This is a genomic window from Nostoc sp. UCD121 (assembly GCF_014222285.1).
In the GTDB taxonomy this organism is placed as follows: Bacteria; Cyanobacteriota; Cyanobacteriia; order Cyanobacteriales; family Nostocaceae; genus Nostoc.
Genome location: NZ_JACKZS010000004.1, coordinates 26,668 through 48,683, shown reverse-complemented (window position 1 = coordinate 48,683; position 22,016 = coordinate 26,668). Strand labels below are relative to the sequence as shown.

Genomic DNA, 22,016 nt, shown 5'->3' with positions numbered 1-22,016 from the left:
CGTAGCGTATAGATAATATACTTAACTTTAGCTTTGGTGTAAGCGTAGCCCAATCCAGGCATAGCTTTGATTCCAAAGAAGGAAACCCAGATAGGATCTGACGAATATTAATTACGAATTACGAATTAAAATGGCTGCCAACATTAAACGTTCTAGTTTTGATAAATTTGGTTATGTCCACGGGCCATTGAAGTGGGCGATCGCTTTGACAGCTTCTCTTGGTGCAATTTTAGAAGTAATTGATACCAGTATTGTGAACGTTGCCCTGACGGATATGCAAGCTAGTTTGGGTGCAACTGTCAGTGAGGTAGGTTGGGTAGTAACTGGATATGCGATCGCAAATGTCGTCTTAATTCCCTTATCTGCATGGCTGGGAGATTACTTTGGACGCAAAACTTACTTTATCTTTTCGTTGATTGGCTTTACCATTGCCTCGGTTTTATGCGGGTTAGCATTCAATTTACCGATGCTGGTTCTTTCCCGAATTCTTCAAGGTTTATGTGGTGGCGGGTTGCTAGCTAAAGCACAAGCGATTTTGTTTGAGACTTTTCCACCTGCTGAACAGGGTTTGGCACAGGCAGTTTTTGGAGTAGGTGTAATTGCTGGCCCGGCTATCGGCCCGACTTTAGGAGGATTCTTGGTAGATGGTTTGGGCTGGCGGTGGATTTTCTTTGTTAATATTCCCTTCGGGATCGTTGCAGTAGCAATGTCCTTCATGTTTTTGCCCAAAGACAAAGACAAAAGCGAGACACAAAGCCAATCTGTCGATTGGTTCGGCATTGGGTTTTTGATTATTGCAATCGGCTGTCTGCAAACTTTGTTAGAAGAAGGAGAGAAAGAAGACTGGTTTTCCTCCGGTTTCATCACCACGTTAGCGATCGCCAGTATTATCGGATTAGGGCTATTTATTTGGTACGAGTTGAAGATAGCGCATCCTGCCGTAGATTTGAGAGTTTTGCGTCACCGTTCTTTAGCTGCGGGAAGCGTTCTCTCAGCAGTAGTGGGTATGGGGCTTTATGGCACACTCTTTGCAGTGCCGATATTTGCTCAAAGTGTACTGCACTTTACGGCAACGCAGACAGGACTATTGTTAGCGCCTGGTGCTTTAGCCTCTGCGATCGTTATGGTTCTATTAGGCAAGCTATCCAGTAAAATTGATGCCCGATTTTTAATTGCAATGGGCGCTGTCGGCTCATCTGGAGTTATGTTTCAACTTGCAGCAATTACCCCACAAACTGGCACAGATGATTTATTTTGGCCATTGGTATGGCGTGGGGCTTTTACTGTGTTGATGTTTCTGCCTTTGAGTTTGGCAGTTTTAGGCCCGCTACCCAAACAAGATGTTTCTGCTGGATCTGGTTTCTACAACCTGACTCGACAACTAGGTGGCAGTATCGGCATTGCCCTACTTACCACTTTGCTTGACCGAAGACACGCTTTTCATCGAGCTATCTTGTTAGCAAAACTTAGCCCTTATGACCCAGAAACCAATCAACGTCTAGATTTACTCAATGGGGCACTTCAAAGCCAAGGTATGGATGCGGCAACAGCACAACAACAAGCACTAGCTTTATTAAGTCAAACAGTAAATACTCAAGCCGCTGTTTTATCTTACGCAGATTGCTTTCGAGTGGTAGGGATCGGGTTCCTTTGCTCATTACCTCTATTACTATTTTTGGGTAAAGGCGGTGCCGGAGCGAAAGCATCAATCAGTCATTAGACGGATATCAATTTTAAGCTTTCTCATGTAAGACTATGTAAAAACACGGCTTAAAAATTCTTCTGAGCCGAAAGTCACAGAGAAAAATTAATATATACTGATATATCTAGATAAAAAATAAAAATCCCACTCTGTTTTGAGCAGGATTATGTGAAGTCTTATTGCTAAAATTAGAAATTACGATCTTAGAAAAAGTTCATTATTGTAATAACTCCAACACTGGTTAACATCATTAAAGCGCCCATGATTATAGATTGGCCTAATGGATTGCTGAATTTTGAATCGTTCATTTAAGTAAAAATCCTTTTTTTAATAGTTCCTTAACCATATCAAAATCAGTATAAATATCTATAAAAGCGCTGTAAAACTTAAAATCCCGTAAATTTTCTTAACAAAAAATTAATTTGCAACTTAAGTATCGGTTTTTACTTATGAGGGGTTAGTCTTTCAGTCTCCCCACTTCCTATTCTCCAGTTCCAAAATGTAGTAATTTCCGAACAGAATAAATACCTGAACTCCGAGCGGAATACGCGCCTTTATGGAGTAAAATAAATCGTAATCAAGGTAGAAATATTTGAATAGAAGATTATCATGACAGTCTCTACAGCATCTAGAAACCAAGCGATCGCTTTTGACTTAGAAAAATTAAATCAGGAATTTGAAACTGCCACTCCCAAAGAGATACTGGCATGGTCTATAGAGAATATCCCAACGGGATTGGTGCAAACAAGCGCCTTTAACGTGGATGACATGATAATTACCCATATTCTTTACAGTGAACTGAAGCATCCCGTTCCTGTAATCTTTCTCGATACCTTGCATCATTTCCCTGAAAGCCTAGAATTAGTAGCCAAAGCCAAAGAAATCTACAATCTGGATTTGCAAACTTTCAAAACTCCAGACGTAGAAACCCGCGAAGCCTTTGAAGCCAAATACGGCGACAAACTCTGGGATACGGATATTGCTAAATTCCACCACATTACAAAAATTGAACCACTGTTACGGGGTCTAGACGAACTCAACAGCGTCGCTTGGATTACTGGTCGCCGCCGTGACCAAGCAGTAACCCGTGCGAATATGCCCATATTTGAATTTGATGGTAAAGGTCGGCTGAAAGTAAATCCCATTGCTACCTGGACACGCCAAGATAGCTGGGTTTACGTGGCTGAGCATGGAGTCATCTACAACCCACTCCATGACAAAGGTTATCCCAGCATCGGCGACCAACCCATAACCACCAAAGTAGGTGAAGGCGAAGACGAACGCGCTGGACGTTGGCGGGGAAGTGATAAAACAGAATGTGGAATCCATATTTAGTTATTAGTCATTGGTCATTTGTCATTTGTCATTAGTATTAGACAAAGGATAAATGACTAAGGACGAAAGACAAATATGATTAAAATCCTCCATCTTTCCGACATCCACATGGGAAGCGGCTTCTCCCACGGACGAATTAATCCTACAACTGGGTTAAACACACGATTAGAGGATTTTGTCAACACCTTGTCTATCTGTATTGACCGAGCGCTGACAGACGCTGTTGATATGGTGATATTTGGTGGCGATGCTTTCCCGGATGCGACACCCCCGCCTTATGTACAACAAGCTTTTGCCAGCCAATTTCGCCGTCTTATGGATGCCAATATTCCAACAGTATTGTTGGTAGGCAACCACGACCAGCATTCTCAAGGACAGGGAGGAGCGAGTTTAAATATTTACCGCACTTTGGGAGTGCCAGGGTTTGTTGTCGGTGATACATTAACTACTCACTGCATCGAAACCCGCAATGGCAAAGTGCAAGTAATTACTCTCCCTTGGTTGACTCGTTCTACCCTGATGACTCGCCAAGAGACTGAAGGTTCGTCTTTGGCGGAAGTCAACGAACTGTTAACGGAACGTCTGCGAGTTGTAATGGAAGGGGAAATTCGCCGTCTTGACCCTGATGTGCCAACAGTGCTTTTAGCTCATTTGATGGCTGACAATGCTAGCTTGGGGGCAGAACGCTTTTTGGCAGTGGGTAAAGGCTTTACTCTACCCCTATCTTTGCTAACGCGACCTTGTTTTGATTATGTAGCGTTGGGACATGTCCACCGCCACCAGAACCTCAATAAATCCAACAACCCGCCGGTGATTTATCCGGGAAGTATTGAGCGGGTAGATTTTAGTGAAGAAAAAGAAGACAAAGGCTATGTAATGTTGGAACTGGAGCGAGGCAAGGCTGAATGGGAATTTTGTCCCTTAACAGTTCGGACTTTCCGCACCATTGAGGTGGATATCTCAAAAGCAGATGAGCCGCAAGCGTTGTTAATGAAAGCGATCGCTAAGTATGATATTCAAGATGCTGTAGTACGGCTAATTTACAAACTCCGCTCCGAACAAATGGATTTAATTGACAGTTCTTCTCTACATACTGCTTTAAGTCCGGCTCATACCTACACCATTCAAGCAGAATTAGTAAGTCAATTAGCCAGACCCCGGATTCCTGAATTGACTGCGAGTAGCAGCATCGACCCAATGGAAGCTTTGAAAACTTACTTGAACAACCGCGAAGACCTCAAAGACATAGCAACATCAATGCTAGATGCTGCACAGAAGTTGCTAGCGGATGATGTGGAAATCTGGCTAGAAGCAGCAACTAGCGAGTAGGATAGATGCCAATTACATATTCATGTTTTAAGGGTAGCGATCGCATGATTATATTTTCTCACTGTAGGGGCGATCGCTCTTTCAATAATGAGAGAATATAATATAACTTCAGGGCAGTTCATGATGAAGCGAGAATTTAATGTAATTATTGAACAAGATGCAGACGGCTACTTTGTTGCTTCCGTCCCAAATCTTCCTGGTTGTCATACGCAAGCCAAAACTTTAGATGAGTTGATGGAGCGTATTAGAGAAGCGATTGAACTTTGTTTAGAATTTGAGGAAGAACAGCAAGATTCACTGGACTTCGTTGGTATTCAACGAGTCGCAGTTGAGATATGAGTCAATTCCCAAGCGTCACAGGAAGGGAAGTTATTGCAGCCCTTAGCAAAGTCGATTTTGAAGTGGCTAGAGTACGTGGTAGTCATCATATTATGATACACAGTGATGGTCGCAGGACAGTAGTTCCTGTACATTCAGGTGAAACAATTGGTCGTGGTTTACTGGCACAAATATTACGCGATTGCCAAATACTCGTGAAGAATTTAGGGAATTGTTGTAAGTATTAATAGCTATTTGTGATCGGCAAATCAGGGAAAGGTGGGCATTACTCTGATTTTTTACAACACATTACCATATTTTGCTAGGCAATGCCAACTCTACCAGTGCTTGCCTGACTTTACAATATTTAGGATAGGGATTTTCTATATAAAATGAAAAGTCAACTACTAAATGGGGTTCTTCTACAAGGTGCTAGAACCCTTTGATGAATTTTCCGATACAGGTTAGGATAATCCATCAATTAAAGGAAAAACTTCAAACCCGCTTAATCGCGCTGTAACACGAAAGTCACCCAAATTTATATTTTTGGGCAGATTATTGAGGAGTTTGCTACTCTACTATCAACTATTGTTTTTCTTCTAGCTAGAGGAAATTTTTGACTTAGTAAAAAAAGTTATCGAGCCTTGAATAAGCTACTCTTTACAGGTAAATCTTTTCGTTTTATGGCTTTTGTACTACCACTAATTACGTGGTGGGGATACAAAGAAGTACAAAACCAATTTGTACAGCCGCAAGCAGTTGTAGTGTTGGGTGGTTCAACGAGACGTTTAGAGCGAGAGAAGTTTACGGCAGAATTTGTTCGCCAGCATCCAAATATACCAATCTGGATTACTGGGGGTAGTCCACCTAGATTCACCCAACGAGTCTTTAGCAAAGCTGGTGTTGATCCTAAGCGTTTACACCTGGATTATGAAGCCGTAGATACAGTTACTAATTTTACTACGTTAGTAGATGATTTGCAAGCTCGTGGTATTAAGAGCGTTTATTTAATTACTTCAGACTTCCACATGCGCCGGGCTTGTGTCATCGGCGAAATTATTTTGGGTAGTCGAGGTATTTATTTAAAACCAGTGCCAGTCCCTTCAGAAAAACCCCCTGAATCTATCGAAAAATCTATCCGCGATGGAGCCAGGGCCATACTTTGGATAGCAACTGGTTACACTGGTGTGGATGCAGCTAAAAATAAACGGTAAATCAACAGTGTGAATTTAATCATCAAGATGTAATTCAAGATAGGTAAATTTAAGAGCATTAATGGCAATAATCGTGATACTAACTAAGTAATAATAGACACATGAAAGCACAGCGATCGCAAAACTAGCGCAACATTAACCCTAAAACAACACAATATAAAAACCAATTAACTGTTTTTGCTCATTTGGTTGCTTAGTGAATACTTTGCGTCCATCAAAGTTTTGAGTGGTGACTTGCGTAAATGGAATTTATCTGTGTAGCTCAAGGAAAAAAACGCCCCAACTTATCTCACAATTTGATACCCTAGCTTAAACAGATTTGAATAAAAGTTAAAGCGTGGAAATTCAACTTGGGCGGGGAAAAACAGCTCGCAGAGCTTACGGAATAGATGAAATTGCTCTAGTTCCTGGTAACAGAACACTAGATCCTAGTTTGGCAGATACTAAATGGCGTATTGGCAATATTGAGCGAGAAATTCCGATAATTGCCAGTGCAATGGATGGCGTAGTAGATGTTCGTATGGCTGTACGTTTGTCACAGTTGGGAGCATTAGGTGTCCTCAATTTAGAGGGTATTCACACTCGCTACGTTGACCCAGAGCCAATATTAGATCGGATTGCCTCTGTGGGGAAAGATGAATTTGTTGCCCTGATGCAAGAACTCTATGCCGAACCAATAAAGCCGGAATTAATTGAAAAACGTATTCAGGAAATTAAAGAACAAGGTGGCATTGCTGCGGTAAGCGCAACTCCAGCCGGTGCAAGCAAATACGGTGAGGCGGTAGCAAAAGCTGGGGCCGATTTATTTTTTGTTCAAGCGACAGTAGTCTCTACTGCACATCTGTCACCAGAGTCGATAATACCACTTGATTTAGCAGAATTTTGCCGTTCTATGCCCATCCCTGTGGTGTTGGGGAATTGCGTGACTTACGACGTGACGTTGAATTTGTTGAAAGCTGGGGCGGCTGGCGTACTAGTGGGAATTGGTCCCGGTGCTGCTTGTACATCCCGTGGGGTCTTGGGTGTGGGTGTGCCACAGGCAACTGCGATCGCAGATTGTGCAGCAGCACGAGATGATTACTACAAAGAAACTGGTAACTATATCCCCATTATCGCTGATGGTGGTTTAATCACCGGTGGCGACATTTGTAAATGTATCGCCTGTGGTGCTGATGGTGTGATGATTGGTTCACCCTTTGCGAGAGCCGCAGAAGCCCCAGGACGGGGTTATCATTGGGGTATGGCAACTCCCAGCCCAGTTTTGCCCCGTGGTACCCGCATTCGCGTTGCCACCACTGGTAGCCTAGAACAAATACTCATTGGCCCAGCCGGACTAGATGATGGCACTCACAATCTTTTAGGAGCCTTAAAGACGAGCATGGGCACTTTAGGAGCCAAAAATATTAAAGAAATGCAGCAAGTGGAAGTTGTGATTGCGCCTTCTCTATTAACCGAGGGTAAAGTTTACCAAAAAGCTCAACAATTAGGTATGGGGAAATAAGGGGCAGGGGGACAAGGGGACAAGAAGTGAGAACTTGAAACAAGTCTTTCCCCTTGTCCCGAATTCTCCTTGTCCCCAAGTCCTCTTCCCAATACTTCTCTAACGAGAGGCTACGCCAACGACTTCTCTACGAGACGCTACGCGTTAGCGGAGCTTTCGCTTTAGCGATACGCTCAGTACAAGTTCCCAATCCCAAATTCTGCAATAAATTTTTCCAGCCCCCTAAACAATTGCTGGAAAAATCCGATATGTCGCCTACAATAGAGATAGCGGAGACGAATGTTTCCGTTCACTCCTCACACCACACTCCGCCCGGACTACTGTTCGGGCGGTTCCTTATGTTTGTAAATAAATTCGAGAGCTTCTTTGCAAATGTACATCCTTAGACTCCCAAGCTGAGGTTTTTGCTATGGTAGAATTTTCACCAAGTTCAGATATTATTGGCGAAGGTTTTAGGCATGTCAACAGCCGCACAAGTTACCGATTCTAGTTTCAAGCAAGAAGTACTCGACAGCGATGTACCCGTTTTAGTTGACTTTTGGGCACCCTGGTGCGGACCATGCCGTATGGTAGCTCCTGTTGTCGATGAAATCTCCGAACAGTACAAAGGTCAAATCAAGGTCGTCAAAGTCAACACGGATGAAAATCCTCAAGTTGCTAGTCAGTACGGCATCCGCAGTATTCCCACATTAATGATTTTTAAAGATGGACAAAAAGTAGATATGGTGGTAGGCGCTGTACCTAAAAGTACATTAGCTTCCACTTTAGAAAAGTATCTTTGAAACTCAATTGGGAACGAAATCCCTTTGAGTTATCAATGTTGTTCTAGCTTTAGGTTAATTTTTACAAACAAGTTTGAGAGGCGCGAATTTCTCGTTTTTCAAACTTGTTTACATTTGTATACACTTTCAGAATATTTTTAGGAGTTTTCTAGCTCAAAAATAATTCTCTAACTCCCGTACTACCAATTTCCACTGCTAACGCCGCCAACAGAAAGCCCAAAAGTTGAGTCACAATCACTCCACCTTCTGCACCAATCCACTGGTCAATCAGATTTGCCAAACGCAAAATTAACCAAGTGACAAACATCGCCCCTACGATACCCACCGCGACACTAATATGCGGACTCTGTGATTTCGACATCAGCAACATCACCGTTGTCAAAGTCCCTGGCCCCGCTAGCAGTGGTAAAGCTAGGGGAGTAATTGCGACATCGCGTCCTTCTTCAACAATTGGCTGATCTAATTCTCCCCGCAGCATTTGCAAAGCAATTAACAGCAACAATATACCTCCTGCTACTCGCAAAGAGCCGATACTGATTTCCAAGTAATTTAAAATTACTTGCCCAGCAAAAGCAAATAGCAAAAGAACTGCGATCGCAACGATAATTGCTTTATCTATAACTTTGTTTCTTTGGTCTGGCATCATGCCCTTAGTCAAAACTAAAACAATCGGTATATTGCCCACAGCATCTGCTAGGACAAACACAGCAATAAATGTTTGAACGAAAATAGAAATATCCACAGCAGGTAACTTTTATCAGGGTTTGATCATAAACTAATGCCAATCTTGCTCTGTTTGCCAGAACCTAGAGGAAGATTAAAATCAGCAATAAAATAAGTCTGGTAAAGGAAATCTTAGCTGACATATTTCTAATTAAGTTCCATAGATGTTGAAGTAGCGATATATTTTGATAATCTATCTTCCATAAATCAACTGTTCGTTGTTGAATCTATGAAGTCTTATTTAGCCGCCGCTATTCAATTGACAAGTGTGCCCGATCTACACAAAAATTTGGCTCAGGCAGAAGAATTAATAGAGCTTGCCGTGCGTCAAGGTGCTGAACTGGTAGGCTTGCCAGAAAACTTTTCCTATATGGGAGAAGAAAAAGATAAACTCGCACAAGGTGATGCGATCGCTCTTGAAAGTGAAAAATTTCTCAAAAAAATGGCTCAACGCTTTCAAGTTACGATCTTGGGCGGCAGCTTTCCACTTCCTGTAGACAATACAGGCAAAGTTTATAACACAACTCTACTTATCGACCCAAGCGGTCAAGAACTTGCACGTTACTACAAAGTACACTTATTTGATGTTGATGTCCCCGACGGCAACACCTATCGGGAATCCAGCACTGTTGTGGCTGGTACGGAACTACCACCCGTCCATTTCTCAGAAAAACTCGGTAATTTAGGGCTTTCTATTTGTTATGATGTCCGGTTCCCTGAACTGTATCGTCATTTGGCAGATAAGGGAGCCGATGTTATCTTTATTCCCGCCGCCTTTACCGCCTTTACTGGCAAAGACCACTGGCAAGTACTACTACAAGCCAGAGCCATCGAAAATACCGCCTATGTCATTGCTCCTGCCCAAACGGGTAATAACTATGCCCGCCGTCTAACCCACGGGCACGCCGTGATTATCGACCCTTGGGGCGTAATTTTAGCTGATGCTGGAGAAAAACCGGGAATTGCGATCGCAGAAATCAAACCTACTAGGCTTGAACAAGTCCGCCGTCAAATGCCCTCTTTACAACATAGGGTGTTCTAGGGACTGGGAACTGGGGACTGGGGACTGGGGAAAAATAACTACTGGTTATTGAGCAATGCCCAATTCCCAACTCCCAACCCTTATAAATAAAATAAAAAACCGGGTAAATACCCGGTTTATATCAATATTAGAATCTTCAATTTTTTAGGAGCATAGCAGTAGTATGCACCTATTTATTGGTTGTCAGAATTAAACTTTAGCAGCAGCTTTGGTGACAACATTGAGTTCACCTTTAGCATACTTAGCAGCAAAATCTTCCAAAGAAATTTGCTTAATCTTGCTTGCATTGCCAGCTGTGCCAAATTGTTGATAGCGTTCAGCACACACCTTTTGCATGTATGTAATAGAAGGCTTGAGGAAGTGACGGGGGTCAAACTCCTCTGGTTTTTTAGCCAAAGCTTCACGTACAGCAGCAGTAATTGCCAAACGGTTATCGGTGTCGATGTTTACTTTACGTACACCACTCTTAATACCTTTTTGGATTTCTTCTACAGGTACACCGTAGGTTTCAGGAATTGCACCACCATACTGGTTAATCAGTGCAAGTAAATCTTCAGGTACAGAGGATGAACCATGCATTACCAAGTGGGTGTTAGGCAGACGGCGGTGAATTTCTTCAATGCGGCTGATTGCCAAAATTTCGCCAGTCGGCTTACGAGTAAACTTGTAAGCACCGTGGCTTGTGCCAATGGCGACAGCCAAAGCATCTACTTGGGTTGCTTCTACAAATTCAACAGCTTCATCGGGGTCGGTTAGCAGTTGTGAGTGGTCGAGTGTACCTTCAAACCCGTGACCATCTTCAGCTTCACCAGCACCAGTTTCTAGAGAACCCAAACAACCGAGTTCACCTTCAACACTGACACCCAAAGCATGAGCTACATTTACAACTTCGCGGGTAACATTAACGTTGTACTCGAAGCTAGCAGGAGTTTTAGCATCAGCTTCTAAAGAACCATCCATCATCACGCTGGTGAAGTTGTTCTTAATTGCTGAGTAGCAGGTAGCAGGAGCATTCCCATGATCTTGGTGCATGACAATGGGAATGTGAGGATAGGTTTCTACCGCTGCCAAAATCAGGTGGCGGAGGAAGTTTTCGCCAGCATAATTACGAGCGCCGCGTGAAGCTTGTAAAATGACGGGGCTATCTGTCTCTACAGCAGCCTTCAGGATTGCCTGAATCTGCTCCAAATTGTTAACGTTGAAAGCTGGGATGCCGTAACCGTTTTCAGCTGCGTGATCCAACAGCAGCCGCAGTGGTACAAGCGCCATAGATAGTCCTCCTAATGTGGTTGTCAGCTAGTCGGTCTGAGAGAAGCGTAATAAATACGCTAAATCTTAAGAGTTTTTTCAACTTATAGGAAATTATAACTAGTGTCGTGTATCTATGTTGAAAAAGTTTATGCCATCGTTACTATAACTATGTTCTATACTCCTGTACTATGAACCATCGTTGCTCTGTATTGCTGTAGATTTAGTTACCCTACAGCTAGTAGCTCTGGTAGCCCAGTATCCCAAATGGTCATCTCGAAGCGATCGCACTCCTAACTATTTTGGCCAATCTACAAGCGATAGCATCAGGCACAAGGCTCTAGTCTCTGGACAAATGCTGCATGTTCAGGAGATTGCAAGCCTGTTTGTAAAACACTCAACACGGACTGCATATTCCCTGCTAATAACTCTGCAACCCCTAACCACAACCCTGGAAAAATTTGACTTCGCAGAATACCGTTACTATCAGTAGCCAACTCTAGATACTCACCCTGTTCCAAATAGAACCACGTCAATTTCTGATCGAGTACTTGCCAGACGATATATTCTTTGACTCCATTGCGACGATAAGCTTGTTTTTTAGCATGGAGGTCGATGGCGACACTACTAGCAGCAATTTCGACAATTAACTCTGGTGCGCCTTCAATATAATCATCGTCACTCAGCCTTGCTTGACCACCCGCTTCTGCACTAATCAGAAGTACAGCATCTGGTTGGGGTTCGTTATCTAAGTCTAGGCGCACAGTGGGTTCTACTCCCAAAGCTACACCAGGTGTAGCGGCTTCATAAGTACCGAGCCACGTAAGAATCCAACCATGCGGTTGACCATGACTTCTAAAACGCAAAGCAGCAGGCATGTAGACAATTCCCTCAATCAATTCGGCTTTTTTCAAGTGAGGCATGGCGTTGTAGCGACGCTCAAATTCATAAAGGCTTAGTTTGTCGCCATTTTCCAGAAGGGGAATTGTCCAATGCTGTGGAAGTGTTTTTACCATGACAATGGTGTTTGGGATTAGTCTATGCCTATCCTATCGAATTGCAGAAATTTCTTGGATGCTGCGATCGCCTTCTTTGTAATTTAGTAATATGTTAATTTTATGGGTCGCCCGGGATTCGAACCCGGAACTAATCGGTTAAAAGCCGAGTACTCTACCGTTGAGTTAGCGACCCTTTCGCTGCATTTCGCAACTTTGCCATCATAGCATATACATCTGTAGATTTGTAAAGGGGTTTAGAAAAAATTAGCCGTCAACCTTATAGATGCTGTATGGCTAGCTCCTGGTGCTAACACAGTCAGGTTATCACCAGTATTAAGAGAGTTACGGGTGGCGCTCCAAGGTTCTAAACAGTAGAATTCTTTGCCCTTGACTGTCCAAAATACTAGCCAGGTAGAGAAATCATCATAATCCAACGTAAGTTTTAACTTCCGGCTATGATCTATTGCAGTAGCCGATTTACTCGTTAACTGTCCAAAGGCAAAATCAATTTCATCACGGCTAAAGTCAAAATTGCCATCAAAAGAGTGAAATTCCTTAGTTTGATTGTCTTGATACTGCTTTGAAGGAATTTCAACCTCTAGCTGACTTTTATCACCGCAGAGAAAGTAGGGATGGAAACCAGCCGAAAAGGGCATTGGTGTGGATGACAAGTTTTTATACTGCTGGCGGACTTCTAGGGTATTACCTTGAAGTTCGTAGGTGAAAGCCAGTTGAAAATCAAAAGGATAAACTACCTTAGTTTGCTCATTGCTATCAAGAACAACAGTGAGACTAGCTTTATCTCCAGTTTCCTGTTCTGTTGCTTTCCAGGGTAATTCACGGGCAAAACCGTGTTGTTTGAGAGTATATTTTTGCCCGTTGTGGATGTAAGTATTATCTGGTAAATTGCCACAAATAGGAAACAAAATTGGATTCCCACCTCTGACACTCAAATCAGGATGAGTAAACCGTTCAGTGTCCAAGTAGAAAATTTCTTGCCCTTGAATGCGCCAACGAGTGATGATACCACCGCGTTCTGGTACTACTTCCAATTGAGAACCAGCGGCTTCATCAGAAAGAATGTACGTCTTGTACTGTTGCTGTTGAACTGCAATGCTAAACACAAATTTTAGTCCTGAGTAAGGTGTAGTACTGGGTACATAGTGCTGAGTCCTGAGCAGAATAAAAAGTACTCAGGACTCAGGACTCAGCACTCATAACTCAGCACTGTTTATTCGTCTTCTGCAAACACGAAACGATATAACTCGCTGGGGTCTGGTTCGGGGCTGTTTTCGGCGAATTTAACTGCCTCGTCGATTACATCCTGAATTTTACGATCAATAGCTTTGATTTCTGCCTCATTCGCTAGATTTTGCTCCAGCAAATAAGCAGCCAGCTTTTTAATTGGGTCACGGGCAAACCAAAATTCTTTCTCAGCTTTGCTCCGCATTTCATCTGGGTCAGCCAAGGAGTGACCACGGAAGCGATAGGTCAGCGCCTCAATTAATGTTGGACCTTCACCTGCACGGGCACGGGCGACGGCTTCTTGAGCGACGGCTCGGACAGCTAGAACATCCATGCCATCTACTTCCACGCCCACCATGTTAAATGCACTAGCTTTTTTATAAATCTCTGGCTGGGAAGTCGCCCGTTCGTGAGACATCCCAATAGCCCACTTATTATTTTCGACTACAAAAAGAATTGGCAGTTTCCATAGGGCTGCCATATTCAGCGTCTCAAAAAACTGACCGTTGTTAGCTGCACCGTCACCAAAAAAGCAAGCTGTCACTTGGTCAGCGTTTTTATCTCCCAGCACTTCGCGGCGGTATTTACTTTGAAAAGCCGCTCCAGCTGCTACAGGAATTCCCTCAGCCACAAAAGCATAGCCACCCAACAAGCGATGTTCGGCAGAAAACATGTGCATTGAACCACCGCGCCCTTTGCTGCAACCTGTGGCTTTACCAAATAATTCTGCCATTACCTCTCTTGCTGGTACTCCCGCACTCAGAGCATGAACGTGGTCGCGGTAAGTACTACAAACGTAATCTTCACCCGGTCGCATTGACTGTACAACACCTGTACAAACAGCTTCTTGACCGTTGTACAAATGGACAAAACCAAACATTTTGCCCCTATAGTACATTTCAGCGCACTTGTCTTCAAACAAGCGCCCTAAAACCATATCCTCATACAACCATAACCCTTCTTCTTTAGTAATTTGCGTAGTAGCAGGATTAAATGTGGGCAAAGTACGCTCTTGAACCATTATTTTTGAGTATCCCTGTTGTACAACTTAAAGTTACGGTCTTAAATAAGTTGGTCTGATAACACCTCGGCTTTTAACAGGCTAGCGTTTGTCAGACTCAACAATCAAACTTTATTTATGCACCAAAAAAGGGTCTTAGGGAATAGCTGAATTTTTAATTTTTGATTTTTAACTTTTCAGCCCATACCCCGTGAGGATTTGACTCTAACGACAATATATATCGCTTTGGGTTTTTCTCTCTCACTATTCCCCTTCATAGACTAGCAATCAAGATAGGCTGCTTTCTGCATATCCATTAACAATTTAGAAAAAATGAAGCAAAAGTCCATATACCCAAATAGGTAATTGTAATTAAAGGTTAATTATGATATTATTTTTGTTCTTCTGTTATCAGGGTTAATCCCCAATAGTAGTATTTTTGTTACTTCATACTGGGAAAGTCCCAAAAAAATCAATTATCAATAGATTCTTACAACCACAACATTTATGCCGTGATTAAAAGCGGTAGTTGTGGTTTGTGCTATCGAAGGCTGATAATAGTTGTGTTAAACAAAAATACTAAGAATTAAGACAAAAAATTGAGGCTTTCTAGGCGAAAGCAAAAAATTAGTACTAGAATGTGACTCAAAATTTCGGGAAGGTACAAAACAGGTTGTTGCAATATACACTTGTAGAGTAAATTCTATACGGCATTTTTATGGCACGGTTTTACAGGCCTGGAAAGCTCTAGGTGAATTATGTTGATCACGGTGCAGGGGAAGTAGGCTGTGCGAATTCCGCTAGATTACTACCGAATTTTAGGACTACCGTTAGCGGCAAGTGAAGAACAATTGCGACAGGCATATAGCGATCGCATTGTACAATTGCCGCGACGTGAGTATTCTCAGGCAGCGATTTCTTCTCGTAAACAACTCATAGAAGAAGCTTACGTGGTTTTATCAGATCCAAAACAACGCATTACCTACGATCAGCTTTATCTTGCCCACGCCTATGACCCTGATAACCTTGCTGCTGCCGCAGTAGCACAGGAAAATCGTACAGAAAGCACCAAAAGGGGTAGTGATACCCAGAGTCTTGGTATCGACATCGCCCAAGACGAATTAGTTGGCGCTTTATTAATTTTGCAAGAGTTGGGGGAATACGAACTTGTACTGAAACTAGGTCGTCCGTACCTAGTAAATAAAAATGGTGCTACAAGTGCCAGAAAGGGCAATAATTTAGTAGACGAAGAAATTTATGAAAGTGCTGAACATCCAGATGTCGTTCTCACTGTTGCTCTTGCCTGTCTAGAATTGGGTCGGGAACAGTGGCAGCAAGGTCACTACGAAAATGCCGCCATATCCCTAGAAACTGGTCAAGAACTACTAGTACGGGAAGGTTTGTTCTCCAGTATTCAGGCAGAAATTCAGGCTGATCTTTACAAATTGCGGCCATATCGAATTTTGGAGTTGCTCGCATTACCTCAAGAAAAGACTGCCGAACGAAGCCAAGGCTTAGAATTATTGCAAAATCTCTTAGAAGATCGTGGCGGGATTGATGGCACGAATAATGATGACTCTGGTTTAAACATAGATGACTTTCTACGATTTATTCAGCAGTTACGTAACCACCTAACAGTCGCAGAACAGCACAAATTATTTGAAGCCCAAAGCAAACGCAATTCTGCTGTTGCCACTTACTTAGCTGTTTATGCCTTGATAGCGCGGGGATTTGCTCAACGGCAACCTGCTTTAATTCGTCAAGCAAGACAAATGCTCATGCGTCTGGGCAAGCGCCAAGATGTACATTTAGAACAATCGCTATGCGCCTTACTTTTGGGACAAACTGAAGAAGCAACTCGTGTTTTAGAACTTAGTCAGGAGTACGAAGCTTTAGCTTTTATTCGTGAAAAATCTCAGGACTCTCCAGATTTGTTACCAGGGCTGTGTTTATATGCAGAGCAGTGGCTGCAACACGAAGTCTTTCCCCATTTTCGAGATTTAGCAAACCAGCAAGCTTTTTTAAAAGATTATTTTGCTAACCAACAGGTACAAGCTTATTTAGAAGCACTGCCAACTGATGCCGAAACAACTAATGAATGGGCTGTAATTAACCCCCAGTATTTTCCCCAGGCCAAGGTAAAGAATAGTCATTTTCATAACAATTCAACTAAGACTTCAGCGTCATTTAATCACAGCAGAGTACCTAACCCAGATTTGCCAGAAACACCAACAAAAGAAACGTCTGAATATCCAAACTTCTCACCACAGATGTGGAGTTCATCTGGAAGTATAAAATCAGAGGTTCCTGCTGCTGAAAGGATGAGCAGAGGCACTAATCAGCATTTGAACGGTTCAGGTAAGAGTGCTGTATCTGGTCATAACCAAAAGCGTAGGCGGAGAAAACCCACTCCATCTGCTAGCCGAGAGCGTATACCAGATAATCGTCCTCATTCTCGTCGTCCCCGACGGCGGCGAACTTTTGCAAACACCATAGAAGGGAAAACACGGCTGGTATGGAGAGTGTTTATTTCTTTGGTGAGCATATTAGTTTTTTGGGTATTAGCCACAACAACTTTTGGATGGTTAAAAAATCTGTTTTTTCCTCCACCTTCTCCGCGTGATCCACAGTTGTCTGTACAAATAAATCAACCACCGCTATCTATTCCCACTCCAAATAGTAACCCAGGATCAGAAGAAGGCCCTTTAACAAGTGCAGAGGCAGAAAAAGTTATTTACACTTGGTTATCTACCAAAGCCGCAGCTTTAGGGTCAAATCATGAGATTAATAATTTAGAGCAAATTTTAACTGGTTCAGCTTTATCTCAATGGCGACTGATTGCTCAACAGAATAGGTTAGACAATCGCTACCGCAAGTTCGACCATAGTTTAAAGATAGAATCGGTTGAGAAAATTGGTTTATTTGCAGATCGTGCCGCAGTAGAAGCTACGGTCAATGAAGTGACGCAGTTATATGAAAATGGTCAGTTTAAAAACTCTTCTAATGATAAATTGAGAGTTCGGTATGATTTGATTCGAGAACGAGGGAAATGGCGTATTCAGAGTACATCTGTAGTGAATCAATTCACCAGATAATTTGGAATTTTTCGGCAATTATCTGTACCAAGCTGTATCATTCAATTTAATTAGGAAATATTTTTCTCATAGTTATCACTGAGATAATCCTAATAGGGATCCGATTTGATTCATGAAAAAAATTAGGTATTTTAGGGTGTGTTAGACGGAACGTCGGAATATACCAAATTCCTATAAAACATGAGTCCGACGGCTCATTTCCTAACCGCCTAATTACCTTAAATATTGAAACCTCTCCCTAGTTTTACTACGCAGAACCGTCTCTCTCCGAGTCGAAGAGGGACAGATTTGAACGCAAGTTCAAGGCAAGAAGAACTTTATCGAACTTACGTTTATAAATGGTGCGTTACGCTGTCGCTAACATACCCTACTGGCGTGTCAAGACTAAATTGTTGCAAAAAAATGTAGGTTGGGTGGAGCGGAGCGTAACCCAACCTACGCCTAATGAATTTTCGTTGACTACGATTTAGGGCTGGTTCTTCACCTTGCTCCAAAAATCTTTTCCTGATTCTTCCGACTGTATTGCGATGCAAGTTGAGGGCTAAACTGATTTGTTTATCTGTCCATTTTTTCGTTGCACCCGCACCTTCATCACACATTAATAGCACTTGTGCGTGCAATATTTTTTTCGCTGGGGCATAACCATTACGGCTAATCGCTTCTAGTTTTTGCCTTTGATCGGTATTCAAAAGCACTTTCTCTCTACGACCTCTTCCCACCAGTTTACCCCCATTCTAGGCATTTTTTATTGCACTATTTTAGTCTTGACACGCCACTACGTACATTTTCAAACTTCAAATAGTAAACCTAAAAAATACTTAGTAGCAAAAATGTCTAATATTGAGTATCGCCTCCCCATGATCTGGAATCCAGGCTAGCCACTCATCTGCTGAAACCGGACATAATAAAAGTGCTTCGTCAAAACTAAAGGGGTTAGGAAGTAGCAAAAGTTTTACCCAATTTAAATCCTCCAGATTCTGCATTCTTGGTTGCACAGCAAAATCTGGTCTATGAGAATCTAGTTTCATAGCTTTCTATTAGTCTTCATAAATGGGCTAATCTAAAATTATTTCTGTAATCTAGACTACAAAATAAATAATCTTTGTGAAAAGTATCTGTCGTATAACTTTACGTTGGCTGTGGGGAACTGTTTGCTTATATTGCAGACCACACAGGTGTGGCACGACAGGTTGTAGACTGGGCATTAGATTCGCATTCCCAACTAGCTTATGTCATTTACTTCTATGCCCTCGCTGCGTGAGCAACAACATCCCCTAATTCGTCAGCTAGCTGATTGTATTGAGGCAGCTTGGCATCAGCACCTGGATCTATCGCCCTACCATTTGCCTGATGAGTTGGGGTATGTGGAAGGTAGACTAGAAGGTGAAAAACTGACGATTGAAAATCGCTGCTATCAAACGCCCCAGTTTCGGAAGATGCACTTGGAACTGGCAAAAATCGGAAATATGCTGGATATTTTGCACTGCGTCATGTTTCCCCGTCCAGAATACAACCTGCCGATGTTTGGTTGCGATTTAGTTGGGGGTAGAGGTCAAATTAGTGCAGCGATCGCAGACCTTTCTCCTATCCAATTAGAGCGCACCTTACCCGAATCTTATACTACTGCACTGGCACAGCTACCAGTGCTTAACTTTTCCCAACCCCGTGAATTACCAGAATGGGGAAATATTTTTTCGGATTTTTGCATCTTTGTCCGCCCCGGTTCGCCAGAAGAAGAAGCAATGTTTCTGTCGCGTGTGCGAGAATTTTTAGACATTCATTGTATGCAAGCGATCGCCTCACATCCCGTTTCAATTGAACAAGTTACACAAAATCTCGCTGGACAACAAAACTACTGCACCAAACAGCAGAAAAACGATAAAACTCGCCGCGTACTAGAAAAAGCCTTTGGCCCAGTTTGGGCAGAAAATTATATGACCACAGTTTTATTCGACCTTCCAACTTAGTGATTCCCCATCTCCCCATCTGTAGGCTCTGTTACGTTTTCGCGTCACAGATAAATGTAGAATTCATTCAACGAGAGTTTAATGGAGTCCCAAAACGCCAACAGGGTGAGTAGTCAGGTCTTTGAAGCAAATATCACAAAATGGTTGGTTGTCTTGGTAGGTGCAAGCAACTAGAGACAGCTAACTCATTGACCAGAAAGTTAAGGAAACTCTGATGTTAGGAATGCTCAAGTTGACCCTTCTCTACGACAGGCTGCGCCTTAAGCGTAGCTATGCCGCAGGCTTTACGACTTCGCTCAGGGTGAACAGATATTTTTTAGTTAGTTAATCATTCATTCACTTAAGGAAGACTAACTTTTGTAGCAAGATTGTATCCAAACAAGGCAACAGTCTATTTTTGTCAATTTTGTAACAGATGTAGCCGTAGTTGATGTAACAGTACAGTATCGCATCATACCATTTTGGGATTTTGTGTAGAGACATGATATATCGCGTCTCTATATCTAGGTTTGTGAATTCTGCTAATTCTCATTGCACTCATGTCTCAAGAATACTCAGAGTTATTGAATAGCCAGCTACTATAGCGCTTCTCGGTTTCAATACAGACCTAACCCCGAGTAAGTAAGCTTCCATTCTTCTCTCCTAAAAGGCAAGAGGAATGGAAGTGAGGTCAATGTTATTGCATACATAGATGCATAGCGGCTACCCGTAGGGTACGAGCGTAGACGCATTAGCGAAGCAGGAGCGTCAGCGTCTTGTCGTCAGACATCGCTATAGAAAACACCATTTTGCAAAACCATAGTGTTGAGCGTTCATCACGCAATGGATTTTAAGCCATACCCAGCTTTAAAGCACTGTTGTTTGTCCTAAGCAGCTGGCTGTTGATTAAAAACCCTTTTATTTTTACTTCCATCAGCACAATTCAGGTAAACGGGCAACATACTATGTCAAGGGTGACTGAAAAGCCAAAGCCAAGTGAGCAGGCACTTAATCAAGAACAACCTAAGATTTGGTGGGGTATCGCTGTAGCTGTGCCAATAGTAATCGCGGCTGGGATACTAGGTACAGCCAAAATCGAGCAGCTGAGAAAACTCACTACATCTGTACCCGTAATGCCATCTACCAATAGCATTAGTGCTGTAGGGCGTTTGGAACCGCGAGGCGAAGTTGTTAAATTGTCCGCCCCATCATCAGGATTATCGCCATCGTCACGAATTCAGCAACTTCTGGTGAGAGAGGGTGAACAAGTAAAGCAAGGCCAAATTTTGGCAATTTTGGACAACCGCGATACCCAAATAGCCGGACTAGAAGAGGCGAAAGCCAAAGTGCAAGAAGCCCGTGCGAATTTAGCGCAAGTTAGGGCTGGATCTCCAAGAGATATTCAAGCTCAAAGAGCAGTTGTTGCTCGCCTACAAGCGCAGTTTGTTGGGGAAAGGGATGCTCAACAAGCAACGATCGCCCGGATTGCAGCTCAGTTAAGTGGGGATAAACTTGTTCAGCAAGCAACTGTAAATCGTTTAGAAGCTGAACTCAGTGGGCAAAGAGAAGCTCTCAGAGCAACGCTTACACGTATCCGAGCCGAACAGCGCAATGCCCAAGTCGATGCCGGACGCTATGATTTTTTATACCGAGAAGGTGCGATTTCTCAGCAAGAGCGCGATCGCAGACGCTTGAGTGCAGTAACTTCTAATCAACAGGTGGCCGAAAGCCAAGCTACCCTAAAGCAGACGTTAGCAACCATACGACAGCAACTTGCCGAGGCTAGAGCTAACCAAATACAAAATTTAGCAACTTTGCAACAGCAGCTAATCGAAGCGAAAGTTAATCGTGACAAAACTTTAGCAACTTTGCAAAGACAAATTGAGGAAGAAAAAGCCAAACTAAGCAGAATTTTAGATGTTAGTCCTACCGATGTGCAAGTAGCGCAAGCTCAAGTTAGTAATGCGATCGCAAATGTCAGAAAAGCCGAAGCACAACTAAGGTTAAGCTACGTTCAAGCACCAATTGCTGGAGAGATTTTAAAAGTTTACACCAAGTCAGGCGAAGCCATCGGTGCAAATGGTATTGCTGAAATTGGTCAAACTAGCCAAATGTATGTAATTGCTGAAGTAGCCGAAGATAGCATTGGTAAAGTGCAAATTGGTCAAAACGCCACTATCAGCAGCGACAATGGAGCATTTAGCGGCGAATTGAAGGGAACTGTCACTGAAATTGGCAGAAAAATTGGTAAAAAGGACGTGCTAAATACAGATCCAGCAGCAGATGTGGATGCCAGAGTTGTAGAAGTTAAAATTGCTTTGCCTCCAGAAGACAGCCAAAAAGTTTCTGGTTTAACTTACGCTAAAGTTGTTGTTGAAATTAATAACTAGTTAAGTTATGGATGAGCAGTAATCTCAATTTCTGATTTGATACTTTGAATTGAAGATGCTCTTAGATAGGCTGTTTTATCAAGTTTAAACATTTTATAAAAAAGACTTGATAAATTACAGTAGTTTGGAATTAAGTGAGGTAGATAAC

At 42.6% G+C, this 22,016-nt stretch carries 18 protein-coding genes, 1 tRNA gene and 1 pseudogene; 12 read left to right on the top strand and 8 right to left on the bottom strand.

Annotated features, from left to right (window positions below):
- Positions 1–130: 130 nt before the first annotated feature.
- The 8 genes from GNF10_RS01690 (at position 131) to trxA (ending at position 8,181) form a co-directional block, all read left to right on the top strand.
- The gene (locus GNF10_RS01690) at positions 131–1,720 is read left to right on the top strand and encodes a DHA2 family efflux MFS transporter permease subunit (protein WP_185580443.1); all 1,590 of its coding nucleotides are present in this window, start codon (positions 131–133) and stop codon (positions 1,718–1,720) included.
- A 591-nt stretch (positions 1,721–2,311) separates the two neighbouring features.
- Positions 2,312–3,037, top strand: a complete 726-nt coding sequence (gene cysH / locus GNF10_RS01685; protein WP_185585710.1) for a phosphoadenosine phosphosulfate reductase — start codon at positions 2,312–2,314, stop codon at positions 3,035–3,037.
- 75 nt (positions 3,038–3,112) lie between these two features.
- The gene (gene sbcD / locus GNF10_RS01680; RefSeq protein WP_185585711.1) at positions 3,113–4,366 is read left to right on the top strand and encodes an exonuclease subunit SbcD; all 1,254 of its coding nucleotides are present in this window, start codon (positions 3,113–3,115) and stop codon (positions 4,364–4,366) included.
- Positions 4,367–4,486: 120 nt separating this feature from the next.
- Positions 4,487–4,705 carry a type II toxin-antitoxin system HicB family antitoxin gene (locus GNF10_RS01675; protein ID WP_260445913.1) on the top strand — a complete coding sequence of 73 codons (219 nt, stop codon included), beginning with the start codon at positions 4,487–4,489 and terminating at the stop codon, positions 4,703–4,705.
- On the top strand, positions 4,702–4,932 hold the full coding sequence (locus GNF10_RS01670) for a type II toxin-antitoxin system HicA family toxin (protein ID WP_185585712.1): 231 nt from the start codon (positions 4,702–4,704) through the stop codon (positions 4,930–4,932). The genes GNF10_RS01675 and GNF10_RS01670 overlap by 4 nt, the downstream gene beginning before the upstream one ends.
- Positions 4,933–5,367: 435 nt before the next feature.
- On the top strand, positions 5,368–5,898 hold the full coding sequence (locus tag GNF10_RS01665) for a YdcF family protein (RefSeq protein WP_185585713.1): 531 nt from the start codon (positions 5,368–5,370) through the stop codon (positions 5,896–5,898).
- Positions 5,899–6,235: 337 nt separating this feature from the next.
- Positions 6,236–7,399, top strand: a complete 1,164-nt coding sequence (locus GNF10_RS01660) for a GuaB3 family IMP dehydrogenase-related protein (protein WP_185585714.1) — start codon at positions 6,236–6,238, stop codon at positions 7,397–7,399.
- 458 nt (positions 7,400–7,857) lie between these two features.
- Entirely contained in the window at positions 7,858–8,181 is a 324-nt protein-coding gene (trxA, locus tag GNF10_RS01655) for a thioredoxin (RefSeq protein WP_012411836.1), read from the top strand.
- Between the two features lie 148 nt (positions 8,182–8,329).
- Here trxA and GNF10_RS01650 read toward each other — a convergent pair whose 3' ends face one another.
- Complete coding sequence (locus GNF10_RS01650) at positions 8,330–8,923, bottom strand: MarC family protein (RefSeq protein ID WP_185585715.1); 594 nt, start codon at positions 8,921–8,923, stop codon at positions 8,330–8,332.
- Between the two features lie 210 nt (positions 8,924–9,133).
- Between GNF10_RS01650 and GNF10_RS01645 the strand changes: the two genes are divergently transcribed.
- On the top strand, positions 9,134–9,946 hold the full coding sequence (locus GNF10_RS01645; protein ID WP_185585716.1) for a carbon-nitrogen hydrolase family protein: 813 nt from the start codon (positions 9,134–9,136) through the stop codon (positions 9,944–9,946).
- Positions 9,947–10,135: 189 nt separating this feature from the next.
- Here GNF10_RS01645 and fba read toward each other — a convergent pair whose 3' ends face one another.
- The 5 genes from fba to pdhA all read right to left on the bottom strand — a co-directional run bounded on the left by fba (position 10,136) and on the right by pdhA (position 14,458).
- Positions 10,136–11,215 (bottom strand): class II fructose-bisphosphate aldolase, encoded by a 1,080-nt coding sequence (gene fba / locus GNF10_RS01640; protein ID WP_069070843.1) that lies wholly within the window; start codon positions 11,213–11,215, stop codon positions 10,136–10,138.
- Positions 11,216–11,520: 305 nt separating this feature from the next.
- Positions 11,521–12,210, bottom strand: a complete 690-nt coding sequence (locus GNF10_RS01635) for a Uma2 family endonuclease (RefSeq protein ID WP_185585717.1) — start codon at positions 12,208–12,210, stop codon at positions 11,521–11,523.
- 103 nt (positions 12,211–12,313) lie between these two features.
- Positions 12,314–12,385: transfer RNA gene (locus GNF10_RS01630), tRNA-Lys, on the bottom strand.
- Between the two features lie 61 nt (positions 12,386–12,446).
- Complete coding sequence (locus tag GNF10_RS01625) at positions 12,447–13,316, bottom strand: aldose epimerase (RefSeq protein ID WP_185585718.1); 870 nt, start codon at positions 13,314–13,316, stop codon at positions 12,447–12,449.
- Positions 13,317–13,423: 107 nt separating this feature from the next.
- Complete coding sequence (gene pdhA, locus GNF10_RS01620) at positions 13,424–14,458, bottom strand: pyruvate dehydrogenase (acetyl-transferring) E1 component subunit alpha (protein WP_114080372.1); 1,035 nt, start codon at positions 14,456–14,458, stop codon at positions 13,424–13,426.
- A 767-nt stretch (positions 14,459–15,225) separates the two neighbouring features.
- On the opposite strand from pdhA, the gene GNF10_RS01615 reads away from it, so the two are divergent.
- The gene (locus tag GNF10_RS01615; RefSeq protein WP_185585719.1) at positions 15,226–17,532 is read left to right on the top strand and encodes an IMS domain-containing protein; all 2,307 of its coding nucleotides are present in this window, start codon (positions 15,226–15,228) and stop codon (positions 17,530–17,532) included.
- A gap of 449 nt (positions 17,533–17,981) precedes the next feature.
- On the opposite strand, the pseudogene GNF10_RS01610 reads toward GNF10_RS01615, so the two are convergent.
- Positions 17,982–18,251 (bottom strand): annotated as a pseudogene (locus tag GNF10_RS01610) (helix-turn-helix domain-containing protein); the annotation flags it as partial.
- Positions 18,252–18,350: 99 nt separating this feature from the next.
- Entirely contained in the window at positions 18,351–18,560 is a 210-nt protein-coding gene (locus GNF10_RS01605; RefSeq protein ID WP_185585720.1) for a hypothetical protein, read from the bottom strand.
- A 201-nt stretch (positions 18,561–18,761) separates the two neighbouring features.
- On the opposite strand from GNF10_RS01605, the gene GNF10_RS01600 reads away from it, so the two are divergent.
- Together GNF10_RS01600 and GNF10_RS01595 are read left to right on the top strand one after the other, a co-directional pair.
- Complete coding sequence (locus GNF10_RS01600; RefSeq protein WP_185585721.1) at positions 18,762–19,499, top strand: phycocyanobilin:ferredoxin oxidoreductase; 738 nt, start codon at positions 18,762–18,764, stop codon at positions 19,497–19,499.
- A gap of 944 nt (positions 19,500–20,443) precedes the next feature.
- Positions 20,444–21,868 carry an HlyD family efflux transporter periplasmic adaptor subunit gene (locus tag GNF10_RS01595; protein ID WP_163934252.1) on the top strand — a complete coding sequence of 475 codons (1,425 nt, stop codon included), beginning with the start codon at positions 20,444–20,446 and terminating at the stop codon, positions 21,866–21,868.
- Positions 21,869–22,016: the final 148 nt, after the last annotated feature.